General features: G+C 44.2%; 15 protein-coding genes. 12 read left to right on the top strand and 3 right to left on the bottom strand.

Annotated elements, in window-relative coordinates; all coding sequences use genetic code 11:
- The first annotated feature begins 2 nt into the window (after positions 1-2).
- The gene (locus tag NYR53_RS23705) at positions 3-3,272 is read left to right on the top strand and encodes a carbohydrate-binding protein (RefSeq protein ID WP_261301606.1); all 3,270 of its coding nucleotides are present in this window, start codon (positions 3-5) and stop codon (positions 3,270-3,272) included.
- A gap of 49 nt (positions 3,273-3,321) precedes the next feature.
- On the opposite strand, the gene NYR53_RS23700 is transcribed toward NYR53_RS23705, so the two are convergent.
- Together NYR53_RS23700 and NYR53_RS23695 are read right to left on the bottom strand one after the other, a co-directional pair.
- Positions 3,322-4,119 (bottom strand): sulfite exporter TauE/SafE family protein, encoded by a 798-nt coding sequence (locus tag NYR53_RS23700; RefSeq protein ID WP_261301605.1) that lies wholly within the window; start codon positions 4,117-4,119, stop codon positions 3,322-3,324.
- Positions 4,120-4,156: 37 nt separating this feature from the next.
- A complete protein-coding gene (locus NYR53_RS23695) occupies positions 4,157-5,779 on the bottom strand; it encodes a carboxylesterase/lipase family protein (RefSeq protein WP_261301604.1) in 1,623 nt (540 codons plus the stop codon).
- Positions 5,780-5,935: 156 nt separating this feature from the next.
- On the opposite strand from NYR53_RS23695, the gene NYR53_RS23690 reads away from it, so the two are divergent.
- Positions 5,936-6,829 (top strand): LysR family transcriptional regulator, encoded by an 894-nt coding sequence (locus NYR53_RS23690; protein WP_261301603.1) that lies wholly within the window; start codon positions 5,936-5,938, stop codon positions 6,827-6,829.
- A 117-nt stretch (positions 6,830-6,946) separates the two neighbouring features.
- On the opposite strand, the gene NYR53_RS23685 is transcribed toward NYR53_RS23690, so the two are convergent.
- Positions 6,947-8,386 carry a DHA2 family efflux MFS transporter permease subunit gene (locus tag NYR53_RS23685; RefSeq protein ID WP_437180196.1) on the bottom strand — a complete coding sequence of 480 codons (1,440 nt, stop codon included), beginning with the start codon at positions 8,384-8,386 and terminating at the stop codon, positions 6,947-6,949.
- A gap of 270 nt (positions 8,387-8,656) precedes the next feature.
- Here NYR53_RS23685 and NYR53_RS23680 point away from each other — a divergent pair, with 270 nt between their 5' ends.
- The 10 genes from NYR53_RS23680 (at position 8,657) to NYR53_RS23635 (ending at position 21,402) form a co-directional block, all read left to right on the top strand.
- Positions 8,657-9,277, top strand: a complete 621-nt coding sequence (locus NYR53_RS23680; protein WP_261301601.1) for a TetR/AcrR family transcriptional regulator — start codon at positions 8,657-8,659, stop codon at positions 9,275-9,277.
- Positions 9,278-9,626: 349 nt separating this feature from the next.
- Positions 9,627-10,049: a DoxX family protein gene (locus NYR53_RS23675; protein ID WP_261301600.1), complete on the top strand. Its 423-nt coding sequence runs from the start codon at positions 9,627-9,629 to the stop codon at positions 10,047-10,049.
- Between the two features lie 360 nt (positions 10,050-10,409).
- Complete coding sequence (locus tag NYR53_RS23670) at positions 10,410-11,687, top strand: glycoside hydrolase family 1 protein (RefSeq protein WP_261301599.1); 1,278 nt, start codon at positions 10,410-10,412, stop codon at positions 11,685-11,687.
- Positions 11,688-11,712: 25 nt separating this feature from the next.
- Entirely contained in the window at positions 11,713-12,474 is a 762-nt protein-coding gene (locus NYR53_RS23665; RefSeq protein WP_261306502.1) for a glucose 1-dehydrogenase, read from the top strand.
- Positions 12,475-12,646: 172 nt separating this feature from the next.
- Positions 12,647-13,612 carry an ABC transporter permease gene (locus tag NYR53_RS23660; protein WP_261301598.1) on the top strand — a complete coding sequence of 322 codons (966 nt, stop codon included), beginning with the start codon at positions 12,647-12,649 and terminating at the stop codon, positions 13,610-13,612.
- A 58-nt stretch (positions 13,613-13,670) separates the two neighbouring features.
- Positions 13,671-14,555, top strand: coding sequence for a carbohydrate ABC transporter permease (locus NYR53_RS23655; RefSeq protein ID WP_261301597.1), 885 nt, complete (start codon positions 13,671-13,673; stop codon positions 14,553-14,555).
- A gap of 131 nt (positions 14,556-14,686) precedes the next feature.
- A complete protein-coding gene (locus NYR53_RS23650; protein ID WP_261301596.1) occupies positions 14,687-16,444 on the top strand; it encodes a sensor histidine kinase in 1,758 nt (585 codons plus the stop codon).
- On the top strand, positions 16,441-18,045 hold the full coding sequence (locus NYR53_RS23645; protein ID WP_261301595.1) for a response regulator transcription factor: 1,605 nt from the start codon (positions 16,441-16,443) through the stop codon (positions 18,043-18,045). Before NYR53_RS23650 ends, NYR53_RS23645 begins: the two co-directional genes overlap by 4 nt.
- 101 nt (positions 18,046-18,146) lie before the next feature.
- Positions 18,147-19,682, top strand: a complete 1,536-nt coding sequence (locus NYR53_RS23640; RefSeq protein ID WP_261301594.1) for an ABC transporter substrate-binding protein — start codon at positions 18,147-18,149, stop codon at positions 19,680-19,682.
- Positions 19,683-19,848: 166 nt separating this feature from the next.
- Complete coding sequence (locus NYR53_RS23635; protein ID WP_261301593.1) at positions 19,849-21,402, top strand: glycoside hydrolase family 43 protein; 1,554 nt, start codon at positions 19,849-19,851, stop codon at positions 21,400-21,402.
- The last annotated feature ends 27 nt before the right edge of the window (positions 21,403-21,429 follow it).

The raw sequence follows: 21,429 nt of genomic DNA, 5'->3' as shown, positions 1-21,429 counted from the left end.
AGATGGGATTGAAAAAAGCTAAACTATTTAAATTTATAGGATTAACATTGGCGTGTTCCTTGAGTTTAACTACAATTTCTTCCATGAATAGCACAAAAGCACATGCATTTACTTCATCAGATGCAGACGTTGCCATAGAAGCATTTAACGCCAAGTTTTGGGATAGCAATGCCAAGTATTTTTGGACGAATTCTAATCATGGCAGCAACTATCAAGGCTTCTGGGTAGAAGCGGAGCTTTGGGAAACGGTCATGGATGCCTATGTCCACACATCGAATCCTAGTTTGAAATCAAAACTTAGAACTCAGATCGATGATATATTTGACGGTACCGTAGCCAAATTCGGAGAAGATTGGACTAATAATCATTTCAATGATGATATCATGTGGTGGGCCATGGCGTCCGCAAGAGCTTATGACATTACTAAGGAACAGAGATATTTAGATAAAGCCAAGTATTATTTTGACTTTGTGTATAACACGCAATGGGATGACAACTTTGCCAATGGCGGCATTTGGTGGATGAATAGTGAGCATACCACAAAGAATGCCTGCATTAATTTCCCGGCGGCTGAAGCAGCTGTTTATCTGTATAACATGACGAAAGATGACCATTATTTAGATGCGGCTTCTCAGATATACAGATGGGGCAAGACTATGCTTACTGATGGGAATGGAAAAGTCTTTGACCGTATAGAGCTTGAGAAAGGCGCTGTCCCGGATGCAACTCATTATAATCAGGGTACTTTCATAGGCGCAGCAGTAGGCCTGTATCAAATAACCGGAAATACGGTATATCTTGATGATGCAGTGAAAGCAGCTAACTTTACCCAAACTCATTTAGTTGACACCAACCATTTGTTGGACTATGAAGGGCCGAATGGAGACTTAAAAGGCGGTAAAACGATATTAATTCGAAATCTGGCCTATCTTCAAAAGGCAGTGAATGAGAGAAGTGAAAGTGCATATAAGCAGTTTAGCAGCGGTTTTAATGACTGGCTCGCTTTCAATACTCAGATGGCATGGAACAATCGCAATTCAGAAAATATCGTAGATGGTAACTGGGCAGGGCAGCTGCTTTCCGGAACCTATGAATCTTGGGCGTCATCAAGTGCCGTTGAAGCCTTAACCGTTATAGAAGCAAAGGATGTTGCTATACAATATGCTGCAAAAAATCCTTACAAAACAATAGAAGCAGAAAACTATAATGTGGGCACCGGGTTTATCATGGAGGGCAGTACAGAAGGTACACTGCAACTTGGCGGCATTCAGCCGGGATTCTTTGCAGCTTATAAGAATGTTGATTTTGGTACTACCGGTGCGATCGGTTTTATTGCTAGAGCAGCAAGCGGAACAGGTGGAGGTAATATTGAAATAAGGCTTGATTCGTTGAATGGTCCCAAAGTTGGCACCTTAAACGTACAAGGAACAGGCGGATGGAACAACTATACGGATGCTGTTACCCTTCTTAAGGATGATCAAGGGAAACAAAGTACAGTAACAGGAATACATGATGTTTATCTTGCCTTCACAAAAACGAAAGATCAATACTTATTTAATTTAAATTCATTCAAATTTACTACAACGGATCCTACAAAAACAGACGCATATGCAAGGCTCAAGGCTGGTAATTTCGACAGCAGTTCAGGTCTAAGCAGAAATGCGGATTGGGGATTCATAGACGGTATTAAAAACAATGCTTATGCCGCTTATAAAGGAATTGACTTTGGATCCGGTGCCGCTGGTGTTACGGCTCATGTAACAAGTGGTAATCAAGGCGGTACGATTGAAGTTAAGTTAGACAGCTTGAACGGACCCACTGCAGGTGTTATTGGAATTCCGGCTTTAGGTAATTGGAATAACTGGGTAGACATCATGTCTAACCTCGATGATACCAAAGCCGTGGGTGTTCATGATGTATATCTCGTGTTTCATGGAACAAACGGAAGTGATTCACCCTGCAATTTGGATTGGTTTACCTTTACGACAGTGAAGGGCAAAACAAGAGATGCTTATGGTAAGCTAGAAGCTGAAAACTATACCAGTGGCGTAGGTTTCGGTACGGAAAATGGTGGAGGGCAAACCTACCTAGCAGGAATATATGGCCCTAATAATCCATATGCCATGTACAATTACGTCGATTTTGGAAGTACAAGTCCTTCAAAATTCTATGTTAATGCTGCAAGTGATACAGGTGGCGGAACGATAGAAGTCAGAATGGATAGCATGAACGGTCCCGTTATTGCGACTAATGCTGTTACTGGAACCGGCGGATGGCAGAAATTCAAGGTTTTCTCAGCGGATATAACGACGCCTATAACAGGAAAGCACATTGTGTTCATGTTGTTTAAAGGTGGGGATTGGTTATATAACTTTGATAAATTTACCTTCGGTGACCCGGCTGTATTTACAGCGCCAACTACACCTCCTGTACCTGTGAAAGACAATGTTCCACCAGGCGAGGTTGAAAATGTTCAAGTGATCAACGGAACTGACAATATGAAGCTGTATTGGGACGGCCCCTATGATGTTGATGGCAAAAAGGTGCAAATTACTCTTTTAAGCAATGGACAACAGGTTGGAAATGTAATAGATGTTAATAGAGGAGTACAAACTGCTGTTCTACCGGGAATTCAAAAGGGTAACGACTTTACTATTTTAATAAAGACTATTGATACCTCAGGAAATGTATCTCAGGGAAAAACGATAGCGAGTATGGAGTTGCCTTCATTTTCGCTTTCCGCTAACGGTAATATTTTGAAAGAAGGAGATTCCTTCGAAGATTACATGGCTCTAAATTTCAAAGTTTGGGATAACTTATCAGTCATCAAATCTGCAAAAATCATCGTGGATGGTACGGAGTATAAGATTAATCCTCAAACAATGCAAAGTATAGATATCGATATGGCCGGAAATGTAGGAGATAAGACGACAACGGTTGCAATCGAGGATGCTGCGGGTAACAAGCTTCAGAACACATTTCATGTTAGCGTTACAACTAGCGTGTATGCCATGGAGCATTTAATAACTCGTTTCACGGATTCAGGAGAATTGAGCGGAGCGATGATACCGCAGCTTACCAATGCTCTTAAGCAGGTTCAGCATCAACTTGAAATAGGGAAACAGGATAGTGCGATTAAACATATGCAGGATTTTATAAAGCACTTAAATAATGAAGCCTTACGTAATCAAGTTAAGGATAGTGCCAAAGCGATTCTTAATAAGGATGCTGAATCGCTTATAAATACCTGGCAGAAAGTCAGCTCAAAATAGATTAGGGGCAGCCTGGATGGGCTGCCCTTTCTTTTGAATATTCAATTCGTCACCCTTTCATCATCAACCGGAACGAAACCAAAATAAGAAAGACCGATAGTAGTTTTAAAAGCAGCTTGGCAGGAACACGTTTGGCCAGTCGTGCGCCGATTTGACCGCCGATTATGGCACCTGGTGCTAGAAATAACACCATATACCAGTCAATATTCAACAAGAAGGCATGCGTTGTCGTGCTTACGATTGCGGAAAGAAAAATTTGAAGCATAGAAGTTGCAACAGCAATATGCGGCGAAAAAGAGAGCAGCAAAGTCATTGTCGGAACCATGAGACTGCCGCCCCCTACACCAAACAGGCTTGCCATGAAGCCTACGAGAAAACTGATGACTATCCCGGTAGGCATATGATAAGCATATTCGAAGCGCTCACCGCTATGATCGATAAAGTTCCGCTTCACCGTTGGTTTGAAAGGCCAAGCGATTGGCTTTTTTGGCTTGAATAGGAGCAACAGAGCAATAAAGATTAAAAAAATGCCGAAGCTAACGAAAAACATTTTCCCTTCCATATGCTTTGCGAAGAGCGCACCTATCACCGAACCGGGAATAGAGGCTGCAGCGAACCGGACCGCTGCTTGATAATCGATTCTCTTCTGTTTTGCATACACATAAGTGCTTGAGATGGAATTGCAAAGAAGCATCGCCATGGATGTACCAGCTAGATGAGACGGCTGCATATCAGGAAAGATGAAGGTAAGTGCAGGTACGACGATGAACCCGCCACCAAGACCGACCAAAGAACCGGAAATACCCGCTGTCAGCCCAATGCCTAATAAAAGTAAGTAAGTTAACACACAACATGGTCCTTTCCGTATATCTTGGATTCATCAATCATTCATCTTTCCAGAAAAAACGACCTGCGAAAAGATCCGTTTTAAGCCAACTGCACTGTTCTGCCGATAAACGAGCATCTGCGCCCATTCTAGACATGATTTCTTTTGTTGCAAGCTTCAGGTCCATTTGAGCAACAGCATGTTCTTCACTCGCATCTAGCCAGAGGATTTCGGCAGACTGGGGATTGTTGGTCCACCGGTTCCAAGCAGGCAGTCCTGTACCGTTTGGATCACCCGCGTATAAAAAGCGCCGTAAATAACCACGCATTAGGGAAGAAAGCATCCTACGCCCAGGTTCGTTATGCTCGGAAATCATGCCCGTAGGAAAATTGTGCAGGACAGGCGAGAAGTCCCCCGTGTAGAAGGGGATATCCCCTCCATGAGGAGCACCAATCAGAAAACGGATGGACGGATCGATAACACCGTCTCGCAGCCCCCAGCGAAAGCGGTAAGCGAAAATTGGTATCTCCGGGATTGCGGTTATTAATTTCTCCGCTACTTGCTCTACATTGAATGCTGCATAAAGCTCGCTTCCATATTGAACCGCTGCTTCATAGAGTATCTTTTGCTCCGCATCTCCGGCTAACTGTCCCTTCTGTACCTGGGGTAAAAAGTGGGGATCCATTAATGCGAATCCGGAAAATTCGCTGGCAGTGCTCCCTAAGATGATCGGCAGGCAAGGTTGCTCGTGGTTATTAAGACATTTGAAGCCTCCTACCGGAATGACCGTGCCGTCTTCGAACAGATGGGGAAATGATGTCATTCGAAGTCCAGTCTCTCTGATTGTTTCGACAATGTGAATAGCCTTCTGACTATGCAGGTAATTGGAGATGGTGTCGGCTGATTGCGATGTTATCCAGTCTCGTGCCTCATCCTGATTTTTCGCTATCCCGGTTCTGACTAATAAGGCAATTAGAATATCGTTTGCTTTGGCTTCACCATGTTCAGACGTAGCAGTCGTTAAACCCCCGCTCATCAGAAAAAGCTTGTGAAAGAGTCCACTGCCTAGCGGTGAAAGATAAGTAGCTAATGCATTTCTTGCACCTGCAGACTGGCCTGCCAACGTTACATTTCCCGGATTCCCGCCAAAGGATGCGATGTTCTTTTGTACCCAACTTAGAGCATGAAGAATATCGAGAAGGGCGTAATTTCCCGAGTCATCCAAGGGATCGCCGGTTCGGAGTGCAGGATGTCGGAAAAATCCCATCGCTCCTAGACGGTAATTCACCGTGACTACAATACTATTGGTCTCACACGCCAAAAGTCCACCCTGGAAATCCCGTCCTGAACCAGATATATTACCGCCTCCGTGCAGGAAGACGAAAACAGGTAAGCTCGACTCGGCATGATCAGGTCGCCAAATGTTCAAATATAAGCAGTCTTCACTTCCGCTCGTTCCTTCTTGAAGGACTTGGACGCTGTTATTTTGAAAATCACATACTGGTAATACGCCCGTCCAAGGTTCGACCTCACGTGGTGCTTTCCATCGGAGCTTATCCACCGGAGGTTTTGCATAAGGAATCCCCAACCACGCGATCGTGCCGACCTCGGTCAGACGAATGCCCTTAATCCGACCGCCAGAGACTGTAACCGTTTCTACCATTGGTTCTTCTGCGTTCATGACTTAACCCCTTTACCTCTTCACATTTTAAGCTTTCTTACCTATTGTCTTCCCTCTATTATACGGTTCCGGTATTATAATTAATAATATATAGTTTTAAATATCATATATAACTGTATGGTTATGGTTATGGTTATGGTTAAAGGGGGGATCTCGATGGATTTACTTGCTCTTCGGTACTTTCAAACGGTTGCTCGGCTTGAGAATATGACCAAAGCAGCCGAAATGTTGCAAATCTCTCAGCCTGCTTTAAGTAAAGTAATCGGAAAGCTCGAAAAGGAATTGAAAATCAGATTGTTCGATCGCACCGGGAAGTACATTCGACTAAATGAATACGGGAAACGGTTTCTTGCGAAAGTAGATATAGCTCTTCAAACGCTGGAGGATGGAAAAATGGAGCTCCTGGACATGGCCGAACGACCGACAGGATCCGTTGTTTTCTTCATCCAAGTCGGATCCTATCTGTTTCCGGATATGATCACATGTTTTCGGCAGCAGCACCCGGAAGTCCAATTTAAGATCCTGCAGCATGATCAGGATATCTCTGCTGCTTACCCGGCCTTTGATCTGTGTATTTCTTCTTCTCCGTTCCAAATACCGGGAACCGAGTCCATCCCTTTACTAACGGAAGAAATCATGCTCGCGGTCCCAAGCGATCATAGGCTTGCCGACCGCGAAAGCATTCGCCTGTCCGAACTCTCGGAAGATGGCTTTATCAGTTTAAAGCCCGGCAAACAGCTGCGCGAAACGACGGATTCCCTCTGCCACGCGGCCGGATTTACGCCTAGAATGATTTATGAATGTGATGAGCCTTCGATGGTACGCAGCCTAGTCCGTTCGGGGCTTGGGGTTTCTTTTTTTCCATCTGTCACGTGGGGCGGTTCTCAAGGATCTTCAGTCGTTCTCATTTCAATTGAAGAACCAGTATGTACCAGGACTATTGAAATCTCATGGTATACCAACCGTTACATGACGAATGCCGCTAAGAAATTCAGGGAATTTGTTCAAAATTATTACAAACAGTTTGGAGATTACACGAAAATACGCTAAATAAGAATTGTCAAATGTTGAAGAGGTTGATAATTGAGGGTTAAAGGGGAGAGGGTTCAGGCCGTTGTGTGCAGCCTGAACCCTCTCCTTATGTCTTTGAAACGAGGAGTTGGGAGGTCAGTTTGTCCGGAGCGAGATAGGTTCTTTCATATCGGCGGTGGATGGCATCTCGACCGCTTGTTTTACACGTTTGATGAAGAACGAGAGCAGCAACCCGATAACACCGATCCCAACAATAACGAGATAGGCATCGTTGATCCCCTGTATGCTTGCTTCCGTGATCATTTGAGCTTTCGTTGCACCCGCTGTTCCACCGGAAGACATCATATCCTGCATATGCGTTTTTGTCCGGTCGGTCATGACGGTTACGAGCAGCGAAGTGCCAATAGCGCCGGAAACTTGACGAATGGTATTAGAGATTGCCGTACCGTGTGCACTCAACCGGTTTGGCAATTGATTCAAACCTGCGGTTTGGATCGGCATCAGAAGCAATGCCATCCCAATGCGGCGCGCAGTAGACATTAGCAACAGGTAGGTGTAGCTAGTCGAATCAGTTAAGTTAATAAAACCTAGCGTTGTAACGATCGTAACGATCATGCCAATGATGGATAACCATTTTGCGCCAAAGCGGTCGAAAAGCTTGCCTGTAATCGGCATTAGAAAGCCCATCACAAGCGCGCCGGGAAGCATCAGGAAACCGGATTCCAAGGCTGTATACCCGCGTGCATTTTGTAAATAGAGCGGCAGCAGCATCATATCCGCATACATGATCATCGTGACTGCGATATTAATGATCGTTGTCAAGGAAAACATATTATATTTGAATGCTCGCAGATCGAGTAAAGGGTTACTGGAACCCAGCTGACGCCATGTAAATAATACAAGTGCTAGGATACCTACAACGATAGAAAGAATAACCTCTGAGCTCGACCAGCCTTGGCTCCCCGCCCGGCTGAATCCGTACAGCAGTGTACCGAAGCCAATGGTGGAAAATACGACACTGAGAATATCAAGCCCAGTTTCAACACGTTCCGATACATTCCTCAAATAAACGAACCCGCAGGCAATGACAATAAGGGCGAGTGGAATCATGCCATAAAACAACGTTTCCCAAGCATAATTCTCCAGAATGTAACCAGCAAGCGTCGGTCCAATCGCCGGGGCAAAAATAATGGCAAGTCCCATCATTCCCATCGCAGCCCCTCTTTTATCGGGCGGGAACAGCGCTAAAATGACATTCGTAAGAAGCGGCATAATGATGCCCGCACCGGCTGCTTGAATCATACGTCCGGTAAGCAGGACGGGGAAGTCTGTCGCAATTGCGGAGATAATTGTTCCTATTAGGAATAATATCATGGAAGCCTGGAAAAGCTGTCTTGTGCTGAAACGCTGCATGAAATAGGCCGTAATGGGAATCAGAACGCCGTTGACTAACATATAGCCCGTGGTCAGCCACTGAGCGGTTGCGGCAGAAATGTTAAAATCGGTCATCAATTCCGGTGTCGCAACACTCATGATGGTTTGATTCAGCGTCGCTAGAAAGGCTCCCAAAATCATAACAAACAAAATGGGTCCTTTTTTGATTGGCTCCTTACTTTTACTCAATTTTCTCTCCATCCTCTCCATATTTCTCTAGACTTATTTTACAGGTTGTTAGATAATTAACACTGTATAAATTAGATTATATATAGATAGATGTTTCTTGCAAGCGACGATTATGGGCAAAAGTGTAAAGTAATAAACCTTTATTACATTTATGTAGCTTAAGTTTTATTTAAAAGACAAGAATGATGAAACTGTAAATTAACATGGAAAGGAATCATCCGCATGAATCAAGACAAGCCTCGTACGGACCCGAGGATACTTCGAACGCGCCAACTGCTGAAAGATGCCTTGATCGATTTATTACAGGAAATGGAGATCGAGAAAATATCGGTTAATCGAATCTCAGAGCGGGCAACCATTAACCGAGTAACCTTTTACCTGCATTATCGTGATATCCCGGATATGCTGGAGAAAATGGCCGATGAAATGATTGGGGACATTCAAAATGCCCTTAACAGTAAGCCGCTGCATCCAAATTCTGCTGAAGAAAAGGATTTGTGGGTTATGGTAAATTTGCTTGAACACATTGCAGAACATGCTAAATTTTATAAAGTAGTTCTAGGCTCGAAACGGACGCCAATTTTTACGGAGCGTTTGCTAAAAATGTTGTCAGAGACCATTACGAATAGTTTGGAGAACCACCGAAAATCCTTCATCTTAGATGCCGGAATTCAAAAAGACATCGCGATATGGTATGGTTCAGCAGCCTTGATCGGCACGATTGTGGCTTGGATTCGGAACGACATGCCTTATACACCACAATTTTTGGCTAAACAGTTTTTTTTGCTGCTGAAACTTCATCATAAGGATCTTTTCATTCCTCCCAAAATGGATCTTCACTAATTACGAGACGAAGCATTGATTACCATTTTGACGCATCATGAATTTACCACATATATAAATGACACGGTCCATTAGGCGACTGTGTTTTTTTTTGTTCATTTTTAGTAATTCGTCATTTATTACATACAAATTGGGCCCCAAAAAGGTCCTCAAATATTCTCAATCTGATTGTTTGTTCGGTTATATCGATTTAACACAAATGCGGAGTTTAAAAATGATATTGACACGACACCGAATGGTGTCTTATAATCGAAATGTCACCAAATGGTGTCCGATAAGGAGATAATTATTTGGAAGTTTGAAGTATGAATTTAGGTCACTTGAATCAACAATTATGAGGAGGAACAAAATGAGTGTGATCATCGGTGCGGAAACAACTGCGAAAGTACAAACCCAGCCTCGAGGGAAAGTTATCGCTTATTGGGTTACAACGTCAATGCTTGCATTCGTTGAGGGAAGCGGAGGAATTGGAGAGCTAACCCATCAATGGGGGACGCTCGAGACGGTGGAGATAGTAGGGTACCCGGTGTACTTTCTGACCATTCTCGGGATTTGGAAAGTTCTTGGGACGATAGCTATCCTCGTACCGGGTTTTCCGCGGCTTAAAGAATGGGCATACGCTGGCATTTTCTTTGGAATGACGGGGGCAGCTGTATCACATGCATTCGTGGGAGACTACGGGGCTTATGCGTACCACCTATTCAGCACCTTTGGTTTTGCAATTCTCACTCTCGCCTCGTGGGTGCTACGTCCGAAGAGCCGCATGCTTTAATTAGGTAGTATTCTACAAAATTTTGGAGTACAAATATATTGCGTTTGAACCAGCTATTAGAGGAGGAAGAAGAATGCTCGTGCGTTCGAAGACGCCAAGTATGGCTGGGTTAATATGGGCAGCGAGCTTGAGAAGGTGTTGGAATAATAACCACATTCGAAACATAGCCACGGCGGGATTCTTGCCGTGGCTATTTGTCATTTGTCGATGTAAATATAATCGAACTGACGAGTAGGTCTTTTTTGTCTTTTAAGAAAGTCGTTAAAACGTTAGTGAAGAGTCGTTAGATTGTTAGTTGCCTTTGGAGGATCCTTATAAAATGAGGTTGCAGCAATTAACCGAAGTTAAGGAGGAGTAGGCATGGCACTTCAATTTCCAGAAAGTTTTTTATGGGGGGCATCGACTGCAGCCCATCAGGTAGAAGGCAATAATACGAATTCTGATTTTTGGCTGATGGAAAACTTGGAGGGTTCCGTGTTCACGGAACCGTCAGGCAGCGCGGTAGATCATTATAACCGTTTTAGGGATGATATTGCTGAGATGGCCAAAATGGGCTTAAATTCCTATCGGTTCTCTATTGAATGGGCTCGAATCGAGCCGGAGGAAGGGCAATACGAAGCCTCAGAAATCGAACATTATCGGGAAGTTCTACTTGCGTGCAAAGAAAATAATATTACTCCAATTGTGACCCTACATCATTTCAGTTCCCCACAATGGCTAATTCGTCTTGGGGGCTGGGAGTCGGCGGATACACCTGCCCGATTTGCACGATATTGTACACATGTCATGGGTGAATTAGGCGAATTGATGCCATATGTATGTACGATTAATGAAGCGAATATCTCCATAGGGATCAAGAAAATTATGAAGCGATATGAACTTAAATCTGGCTCTCCTGGAGCACAGGTCGGCATGAATATGGAAAAAATGGCGCAAATGCAAACATACTTCGCGGAACTAAGTAAAGCCTTTGGTGTGCCTCCTACCGAGGTTCATTCGTTTTTGGCACCACGCTCGGAGCAAGGTCTGGCAGTTATCTTTCAAGCGCATGTGGAAGCGAGAGCAGCCATTCGGCAGGTTAGTCCGCAAACCAAAGTCGGAGTTACCTTGTCGCTCTACGATATCCAAAGTGTTCCTGGCGGTGAAGAAAACGCGAGACATGCATGGCAAGAGGAGTTTGTTCAATTTGTTCCGTACTTGCAAGATGATGATTTCTTCGGGTTGCAGAACTATACGCGTGCCGTATATGGACCAGATGGCCTTCTCCCTGTTTCAGAAGATGCAGAGACGACACAAATGGGGAACGAATTTTACCCGGAGGCACTTGGGGCTGTTGTCCGATATGTTAGCACGCATCTGAAAATGCCGATTATGATTACTGAGAATGGCATAGCAACGGATGATGATACACGGCGTATTGCTTTCATTGATCAAGCCCTGAAAGGTGTCCATGATTGTATTGCGGACGGATTCCAGGTTTTGGGCTATATGCATTGGTCCTTGATGGATAATTTTGAGTGGCAGCTTGGCTTCTCCAAACGTTTTGGTCTCATTGAAGTGGACCGTACCACTCAGGAACGAACCATTAAGCCTAGTGGCATTCATCTAGGGAACATCGCTAGAGAAAACGCGATCTAATGAGAGGAGATAGGGAAAGATGGGTATGAAACTGCAAAATAAAGTAGCTATTGTGACAGGAGCCGCTTCAGGTGTTGGTAAAGCGATTGCGGAACTGTATGCGGAGGAGGGCGCTAAGGTTGTGGTAGTGGACTTGAATGAGGACGCCATCTTAGCCGTTGTCGACGCGATTAGCCAAAAAGGGGGGACAGCCGTCGGCGTTGTCGCGAACATCATGAAGGAAGAAGACATCAATGCCATGGTGGAAAGGGCTTCTGAAGCATTTGGAAGCGTCGACATTCTCGTGAACAATGCAGGAATCATGGACGGCTTCCGATTAATCGAAACCATCGAGGATGATTTGTGGGACCGGGTCATAGCCATTAATCTGACAGGTCCAATGCGCGCTATTCGCAAAGCGCTTCCGTTCATGTTGAAACAGGGGGAGGGCGTCATTGTAAATATTGCTTCCGCCGCGGGGATAACAGGGGGGAAAGGGGGAGTTGCCTATACTTCCTCCAAGCATGGTCTAGTGGGACTCACCAAGAACGTTGGTTACATGTACGCGAAATCCGGCATTCGCTGTAATGCCATCGCACCAGGCGGTGTTCTAACTAGCATCATGAATTCGATGGGCAATATCGACATGGCAGCTTTCCAGGTGTTCCAAGAAGGTGCAGGTACACAACGGCGAGAACCGGTGGACCCGAGTGAAATTGCTACTGTTGCTCTTTTCCTTGCATCCGAGGATTCGAAGTTTGTAAATGGGACTGTCATTACGGCTGATGGTGGCTGGACGTCATATTAAGGCAAATGAAGGGCTGAACGGGTGAATCCCGGTCAGCCTTTATTATTTCAGGGAAGGGATAAGTCGTTAAAACGTCAATAGGAAGTCGTTAGATTGTTAGTTAGACAAGAACGTATCCATTATGATCAAGGTAAGACATTTGAGCATGAAACGGAAAGGAAGGGAACTTTTAATGGAAAAAGCCATATCAGCGACTGTACCGCGGGCGGGTATCCAGTACAAGAAAAAAGAAAATCGGTTTCGTAAATATTTGCCGCTTCTGACTATGATGGCCCCTGGACTTCTTTACTTGTTGTTTAATAACTATCTCCCGATGTTAGGGATCGTAATTGCCTTCAAAAAAATAAATTTTGCTAAAGGCATTCTTGAGAGCGACTGGATTGGATTTAAAAACTTTGAATATCTCTTTAAGACATCGGACGCTTTTATCATTACCCGAAATACGATTCTATACAATTTATTATTTATTGTTGTCGGAACCTTTTTGTCCTTAGCCTGTGCAATCTTGTTGAACGAGATCAAAAACAAAGTATTGCTTAAGTTTTATCAAAGCGTGATCACGTTGCCGCATCTGATTTCCATGGTCATCGTCAGCTATTTGGTATATGCCCTCTTAAGTGCGGATACGGGATTCATGAATCACACAGTACTCCCTTGGTTCGGACTAAAAGACGGCATTTCTTGGTACACCGAGGAAAAGTATTGGCCATGGATTCTAACTTTGGTTCACTTCTGGAAAAGTGTTGGCTACTCGAGCATTGTTTTCTTTGCGGCATTGCTTGGAATTGACGAAGAGTATTATGAAGCTGCGAGACTCGACGGGGCAAGCCGATTGCAGCAGATCCGCCATATTACCTTGCCAATTCTAACACCAGTCATCATTATGTTGACGCTGCTCAGTATCGGAAGAATTTTCTACTCTGATTTCGGGTTATTCTATCAGGTTCCTATGAATTCCGGAGCATTATTTAACACAACGGCGACGATTGATACGTATGTATTTAAAGGATTAACGGGCAATGGTGATATTGGCTTGTCCACAGCAGCTGGTGTGTATCAATCGGTAGTTGGATTTATACTTGTTATGCTTGCAAACTATATGGTGCGACTGTACAGCAAAGATAGCGCATTGTTCTAAGCTTATGCTTACGAGGCAAGTTTTTGCTGACGCAAAAACTCTAAGGAGGTAGACACCCTTGAAAAAAGAGAGCAGAGGCTTAACGTGGTTCAGCCATATCATGATGTTCTTGTTCACAGTCATTTGTATTCTCCCTTTCATTCTGCTCATTTCCGCTTCGCTAACGGATCAGAATGATATAATAGCCAACGGTTATTCGTTCATCCCCCATACGTTTAGTACAGCTGCGTATGAATATTTGTACGAAAGAGGGGGGGAAATTACCCGTGCTTACGGTGTGACCGTTTTCGTTACGGTAGTCGGAACGGTGTTAGGGGTAGCCATTACAGCGCTTCTGGCGTATCCTTTATCCAGAAGCGTGACCCCTTATCGCAATTTGATTATGTTTATCGTCTTCTTCACCATGTTATTCAATGGTGGCCTAGTTCCCTCATACTTGGTGTACACACAAATCTTCCATATTAAAAATACAATTTGGTCCTTGATTGTGCCGGGACTCCTGATGAATGGGTTTTACGTGATGTTGATGAGAACCTTCTTTCAAACAACCATTCCAAGTGCATTGATTGAATCCGCACAAATAGATGGGGCCGGAGAATACAGGACCTTATGGTCAATCGTCTTACCGCTGTCGACCCCCATATTGGCGACAATTGGTCTCTTTGAATGTATTATGTACTGGAATGATTGGCAGTTGGGCATGATTTATATTACCAATCCCAAACTGTTCAGTATACAAAATCTGCTTAACCGAATCATGCAAGATATTCAATTCATAAGCACGAATATGACGAACAATGCAGGTGATGCTATGCAGCAAATGCCTACAGATGCTGTGAAAATGGCTATTGCTGTCATTGGGGTCCTCCCGATCTTGGTAGCGTACCCATTTTTCCAAAAATATTTTATCAAAGGAATTATGATTGGTGCCGTAAAAGGATAAAGGTGCCGATTGGATATCCCATTTGCGTTAGCGCCACAACTTACTTACTATGGTTGTGGCGTTGCCAGTTCTTACAAGAGTATGATAGATTTGAAATTTAAATCTAAGTAACAAAAGGAGCCGAAACGATCATGTTTACGCCTGTAGGGTACTGGAGACGAGCCTCATTGCGAGCCAAATTAATCGTCAGCGTGCTTATAATGACGATGCCGCTGGTGGGGATGCTTTTATACAACAACTACTATGCTATTCATGTCGTTCGCGGTCAGGTTGCGGATTCTTATAAGAACATGTTGCACCTGTACACGAACCAAAGCGATTCTCAATTAGACGACATCGACTCTTATATGAGAACGGTGGCTGGTTCTGGTTATGATTTGCTTTCGCTTAGCCAGGAGGAAACGGATGGAGATTATTACAGCGCTAAAATATTTTTGTTTAACAAGTTGAATAAAGATATTAACTTGTACGATCCGATAAGTTCTTTTTTTGTATATACGGATCACAGGCAAGATTATTTTAACATTTCAAAGATTAACACTTCAGACATTAAGGAAAATGATATTATACAAAATTATATTATTGATTATATTCATTCTAAGCGATTTTCGACGGGGAGTTCCTCTAAGGTTTGGAAATATGTGCAGATTAACCAAGTTAATTACCTCATTGACATTGTGCGTGCGGGGGACACCTACCTTGGAGCTTTGATTAATACGGACGAATTAGTAAAGCCCCTTCGATCTCTTCAAATTGGAGAAGAGGGAGAGGTTTTATTAGCCAATATGCAAGGCCAGCCTATTTCCGATTCAAAACTAGTAAGCGAATATGGAATTGAACTGCAACAAAAATTAAACGAATATTATATTTCAGGTGTTAAAAAGAAATTTCTTGTAGTAGGAGCTCCGTCTCATCGAGGAGACTTCAGTTTAAATGCTTTGATACCCGATCATTATATATTGGCTAAGCTTCCTTATCTACAGTCCATTGTTTGGTTTATCACGATCGCTGCATTCCTCTTTATCCCTATAGGGTTGTATGCCATGAGGCAATCTGTTTTGGTGCCACTCTATCGTTTACTGCGCACAATGAAGAAGGTTCGAGAAGGAGATTGGAGCAGCAGGGTAGAGCTTAGTCATACTTCGGGGGAATTTCAACTAATAGGCGGGGCGTTTAATGCCATGATGTCAGAGGTTGAACGGCTCCGCATTAACGTTTATGAGGAGCAGTTAAATAAGCAAAAGGAGGAGTTGCAGCGATTGCAGCTGCAAGTCAACCCTCATTTTTTCCTGAATACGCTTAATATCGTTTATAATCTGGCCAAGATCAAGAATTATGAGTTGATTTTGGACATGACCATGTCGTTAATCGAATATTTCCGATTTATGTTTCGCAGTAATACTTCTTTCGTACCGCTCAAAGACGAACTTGAACATACTCGTAATTATTTAAAGATCCAGAACTTGCGGTTTCCGGAGAAGTTGAAGTGGACGATCCACTCGCCGGATTATTTATCGGATGTCCCTATTCCCCCGCTAGTCATTCAATCCTTTGTTGAGAATTCCATTAAACATGCGGTTACGTTGGATGAGCCGCTTACCATTGAGGTTCAGATTGAATTTCTGATTGAAGAGATCGGCTCCAGAATGAAAATAAGCATTAGAGATACAGGTCTTGGATTTAAGAACGACGTACTTGAAAACCTGAAAGCAGGTAGAAGTGTGGAAAATGAACGTGGTGAGCATACTGGGATTTGGAATGTGGAGCGGCGATTACGACTCTTGTACGGTGAAGCCGCATTCATCGTATATGATAACGACAAGGAATCCCACGGAGCTAAAATAGAGATGATTATTCCTACAAATCCAGGAATGGAGGAAACCAGATGAATGTTCATCTACTCATTGTTGACGACGAAGTTCTCGCCATTGAAGGGGTGAAATCTGATCTTGATCTGAATAAATTAGGCATCAGCAAACTGCTCACAGCCATTAATATCAGACAAGCCAAAGAATTGTTCGTAAAGGAAAGGATCGATATTCTGCTATGTGATATCGAAATGCCCCAAGGCAGCGGATTTGATTTGCTGACTTGGGTGAGAGAGCATCACCCGAATACGGCGACGATCTTCTTCACAAGTCATGCTGATTTTAAATACGCGAAAGAAGCGCTTCAGCTTGGGAGCGTTGATTATTTACTCAAGCCTGTCCGTGCAGTTGACTTGGAAAATGCCATACGAAAGGCACAGGACATTATAAATCGAAATAGTGAATTCAATAGAAATAGTCAATCCCATCAGTTATGGCTCAAGCATCATTCTTTTATTATCGAACGGTTCTGGGTGGACTTAATCAACCATTCCATACCCAGCCAGCCGGCCGCGATACGAGATCAAGTGGAATTGCATCACATTCCTATTACGGAAGAATCGGTCTTTCTCCCCATCCTCATTTCGGTCCAGAAATGGAAAAGAGAGTTAAATCGGAGAGATGAGAAGATCCTTGAGTATGCCCTTAAAAATTCAGCCGAAGAAATTCTGATCGGTGACGGCTCAAACGGAATATGTTTTCACTTGGATCGGGGAATGCTCTTGGTGATCATGGTTGCAAACAGGGGAACGAATTGGGAATACGAACAACTCTACCGAGCTTGTGAACGATATATCGATTCTTGTAACGATTATTTTTACTGTGACCTCTCCTGTTATTTTGGACAATCTGTAGAAGCATTTGAAATGGCTGAAATAGTAGCAGAATTGCGGAGACATGATCGGAACAATGTTGCCTTCGTGAACCAAGTCTATCTTCAGCATCATAACGGCACCTCCATGCCCCATGCAAAGCTGCCAGCATTGGGAGGAGTCGCCTCTCTTATGAAGACAGCTACTAAAGATGCAGTCGTTCATGAAGTGGAAACGATTGTAGGCAGTCTTGTCAACAATCAAGGAATAAATGCTGAAATCTTACACCAATTCAATCAAAATTTCACACAAGTCGTATTCTCCTATCTAAACTTGAGAGGCATTGAAGCCAACCAATTATTTGGAGATGAAGAGTCAAGACGTATTTCGGAGTCGGCGGTGCGGTCTATAACGGATATGCTCGCCTGGGTTCGTCATGCTGTGAGCAAAGCGATGATCCATGCAGAAGCGGTCAAAGAGACAGAAAAGATCGTTCAGACCGTGAAAAGCTTTATATCCCTTAACTTGGACCAAGATATGACGCGCGAAATCATCGCAGATCAAGTATTTCTCCATCCGGATTATTTAACGAGGATTTTTAAAAAAGAGACGGGTTATGTCCTATCCGATTATATTGTTCTTGAAAAAGTCAAAGTTGCCAAAGAGTTATTGTCGCATACGGAGCGCCCTGTAAGCGCTATTGCATCAACTTTGGGGTACACGAATTTCTCCTATTTTACAAAACTATTTAAAAAACACGTCGGATTAGGGCCGATGGAATATAGAAGCCAAAACAACAAAGATCAATAAGTCGTGAAAACGCTATTATGAAGTCGTTTGAGTGTTAGTCGCTCACTTCATTGAACGATATGATGAAGGTGTAAAGAATGATAACTTGTGGGGGGGATACGATGAAAAAGAAAGCGAAGTTGGCGACATTGTCGCTTGTCACAGTCATGTTAACGGGAGTGATTGCCGGGTGTTCGTCTTCGAAAAATGAAGGAAGCAGTGGCGCTGCTGCATCTCCGGCTTCCAGCACAAACCCGAGCAGTGCTACGAAAGACTCCTATGAGATTGCAATTGCCATTCCGGCATTCGGAGCAGCACCTAAGGATACCCAAGCGGTACAAGATGAAATTAACAAAATCACAAAGGCCAAAATCAATGCAACAGTAAAAATTATGCCGATCAGTATCGGGGCCTGGTCGCAACAAATGAATTTGATGACTTCTGGCCGTGAGAAACTGGATTTGTTCTTTGAATTTGGTGCGGGGTACAGCCCCGATGTGGCAACAGGAAAAATAGTCGCGATCGACAGTCTGCTCGATAAGTATGGCGACGGTATCAAAAAGCAGATCGATCCCGCCTATCTTTCTAGCGTTAAAATTGAAGGAAAAACCTATGGAGTGCCTGTCTATAAGGATTACACGTCAGGGGTTCCCGGGGTACTTATGCGGAAAGATTTAGTGGATAAGTACAAAATTAATGTAGCATCCATCAAGACGATTGATGACCTGGATCAAGTGTACAAGACAATTAAGGATAATGAGCCAACTATCGTTCCGCTCGGAGCTGGGCTATCTGTGCCGTCGGATTTTTATGTTTGGTATGATAAACTGGGGGACCGTTTGGGCGTGTTGCCTGGATATGACAATGGTCTAAAGGTCGTGAACTTGTTTGAGACCAAAGAGTATGAAGACTACTTGAACAAGGTTCATAGTTGGGCTAAGGCGGGATATATCAATAAGGATGCCGCGACAACGCAAGCTAACGCCTCTGATTTATTGAAAGCAGACAAGGCATTTTCTTATTTCATCGGTCTTAGACCGGGCAACTTGGAATCTGAAACCCGAGCGAATGGCAAAGAGCTCGTTTTTGCACCATTAATGCCTAATATTTATGCGACTACTTCCAGTACGCAATCGGGATTGTGGACGATATCCGCTAATTCTGCCAACCCTGAACGCGTCATGATGCTCATGAATTTGATGTACACGGATAAGGATCTTGCTAATTTGTTTGTATATGGTATTGAAGGGAAGCATTATGTGAAAGTGTCGGATAATGCGATCGATTACCCTGCCGGTATTGATTCGAAGACGGTTGGATATTCGATTCAAAGTTGGATATACGCTAATCCATCCATCGCATATCTGATGAAGTCAGACTTGCAGGCAATGTGGAAATTGACTGCAGAAGCCAATCAAAAAGCGACCAAATCAAAAGCACTCGGCTTCACATTCAATTCGGAGCCTGTCAAAAATGAGGTTATTGCTCTTAAAAACGTAACAGATCAGTATGCGAAGGGGTTGGAGTCAGGAACGCTCGACCCGGCCGAAAAGTTACCCGATTTCAGAGCTAAACTGAAAGCCGCGGGTATCGATAAAGTTATTGCTGAGAAGCAAAAGCAGCTTGAGGCTTGGGCGGCTGCAAACAAACAAAAATAAGTTCAAAACCAGGTTTCCATTTTAATGGGCCTGGTTTTTTCATTAGCCCATAGCTTGTAAACAGGATGTCGGTAAAACGTTATGGATAAGTCGTGAGAGTGTTAGTGAGTGATTTAGATTGACCTTATGATGTTAATAGATCCTTAAACGAGGAAAGGGAGATAAAATGGCTGATTCGACTATTCAATATTCAAACCCGGTAATCCCGGGCTTCCACCCCGATCCGAGTGTTTGTCGGGTAGGTGCAGATTTTTATCTGGTCACAAGTACATTTGAATATTTTCCGGGCGTCCCGATCTTTCATAGCCGAGATCTCGTTCATTGGAAGCAGATTGGACATTGCCTCACCCGCCAAAGCCAGTTAGATTTAGAAGGCTGTAGAAGTTCAATGGGCATTTATGCGCCAACCATTCGTTTCCATAACGGACGATTCTATATGATTACAACGAATGTTAAAATGTTTCGCAATTTCTATGTTTGGGCGGAAAAGCCAGAGGGACCATGGTCCGAGCCGATTTGGCCGGAATGGCCGAGTGTAGATCCATCCCTGTTTTTTGATGAAGATGGGCGCGTCTATATTACAGGAACTGGCGGATTCTTTGGGGATGAGCCGAAGGGGATATATCAAGCGGAAATCGACCTGGAGTCCGGAAAACTGTTATCCGAACGACGTCTCATCTGGCAAGGCACGGGCGGAAAATCTGCGGAAGGCCCGCATCTGTATCGGGTTAACGGGAAGTATTTTTTGATGATTGCAGAGGGAGGAACCGAGTATGGTCACATGGTTACGATCGCAAGGAGCAATTCGCCATACGGACCGTTCGAAAGCAATCCTGACAATCCGATCCTGACTCACCGGAGTTCGGGAAGTTCCATCCAGGCAACGGGCCATGCGGATCTCGTCCAACTGGAGGATGGAAGCTGGTGGGCCGTTTTCCTGGGGATTCGCCCCGTATCCGTTCCGTTTAGCGGGCGGCACCACCATTTGGGACGTGAGACCTTCCTAGCCCCGGTTACTTGGTCCGCGGACGGATGGCCGGTGATCGGGCAGGGCGGCAGGATTGCCGAGAAGATGGATGCTGGAACGCTTCCGCTTGTAGTCGATGAGACGCCTACGCCTGACGTTGATGATTTTAATTCCAACCGGTTGCAGTTGGAGTGGAACTTCTTAAGAAATCCGCAGGACGCGGACTGGTCCCTGGAAGAAAGACCGGGTTGGCTGACTCTTCGCGGCTCTGCCGTGACCTTGAATGATATCGGTTCTCCGGCGTTTATAGGACGGAGACAGCAGCATTTTCGATGCAGCGTTTCTACGCTTATGTCATTTGAACCCGTAGAGGAAGGCGAAGAAGCTGGGCTTACGGTGTATATGAATGAGAGGTTCCATTATGAGATAGCGCTTACCTGTGGAGCAAATGGAAGACGTCAAGTGATCCTTCGCAGGCGAATCGGGTCGCTCTGGAAAGTGGAGATGGAAGAAGAGTTTGAAGGCTCTGACATCATCCTCGGTTTGGAAGCGGATCCAGCTAAATACTCGTTCTATTACTCCTCCCCGAATGGGGAGCGAAAACCATTTGGGTCTGGTGAGTGCGCGTTGCTCTCGACCGAAGTGGCTGGCGGATTTACGGGCGTGTACTTTGGTCTGTATGCAACAGGTAACGGCAAATCGTGTACGGTTCCCGCAGCTTTCGATTGGTTTCAATATACGCCTACTATGTGACGTGGCACATGAACTGCGTAAAAGATC

This window comes from Paenibacillus andongensis (assembly GCF_025369935.1).
Classification (GTDB): Bacteria; Bacillota; Bacilli; order Paenibacillales; family NBRC-103111; genus Paenibacillus_E; species Paenibacillus_E andongensis.
The sequence above is the reverse complement of the archived record's forward strand: the minus strand, read 5'-3'. Positions and strand labels throughout refer to the sequence as shown.

Bases quoted from the DNA above. Each gene is read 5' to 3' on its own strand.
- NYR53_RS23705 (WP_261301606.1), top strand. From the start codon at position 3: ATGGGATTGAAAAAAGCTAAACTATTTAAATTTATAGGATTAACATTG.
- NYR53_RS23695 (WP_261301604.1), bottom strand. From the start codon at position 5,779: ATGAACGCAGAAGAACCAATGGTAGAAACGGTTACAGTCTCTGGCGGT.
- NYR53_RS23690 (WP_261301603.1), top strand. From the start codon at position 5,936: ATGGATTTACTTGCTCTTCGGTACTTTCAAACGGTTGCTCGGCTTGAG.
- NYR53_RS23685 (WP_437180196.1), bottom strand. From the start codon at position 8,386: ATGATTTTGGGAGCCTTTCTAGCGACGCTGAATCAAACCATCATGAGT.
- NYR53_RS23680 (WP_261301601.1), top strand. From the start codon at position 8,657: ATGAATCAAGACAAGCCTCGTACGGACCCGAGGATACTTCGAACGCGC.
- NYR53_RS23675 (WP_261301600.1), top strand. From the start codon at position 9,627: ATGAGTGTGATCATCGGTGCGGAAACAACTGCGAAAGTACAAACCCAG.
- NYR53_RS23670 (WP_261301599.1), top strand. From the start codon at position 10,410: ATGGCACTTCAATTTCCAGAAAGTTTTTTATGGGGGGCATCGACTGCA.
- NYR53_RS23665 (WP_261306502.1), top strand. From the start codon at position 11,713: ATGAAACTGCAAAATAAAGTAGCTATTGTGACAGGAGCCGCTTCAGGT.
- NYR53_RS23660 (WP_261301598.1), top strand. From the start codon at position 12,647: ATGGAAAAAGCCATATCAGCGACTGTACCGCGGGCGGGTATCCAGTAC.
- NYR53_RS23650 (WP_261301596.1), top strand. From the start codon at position 14,687: ATGTTTACGCCTGTAGGGTACTGGAGACGAGCCTCATTGCGAGCCAAA.
- NYR53_RS23645 (WP_261301595.1), top strand. From the start codon at position 16,441: ATGAATGTTCATCTACTCATTGTTGACGACGAAGTTCTCGCCATTGAA.
- NYR53_RS23640 (WP_261301594.1), top strand. From the start codon at position 18,147: ATGAAAAAGAAAGCGAAGTTGGCGACATTGTCGCTTGTCACAGTCATG.
- NYR53_RS23635 (WP_261301593.1), top strand. From the start codon at position 19,849: ATGGCTGATTCGACTATTCAATATTCAAACCCGGTAATCCCGGGCTTC.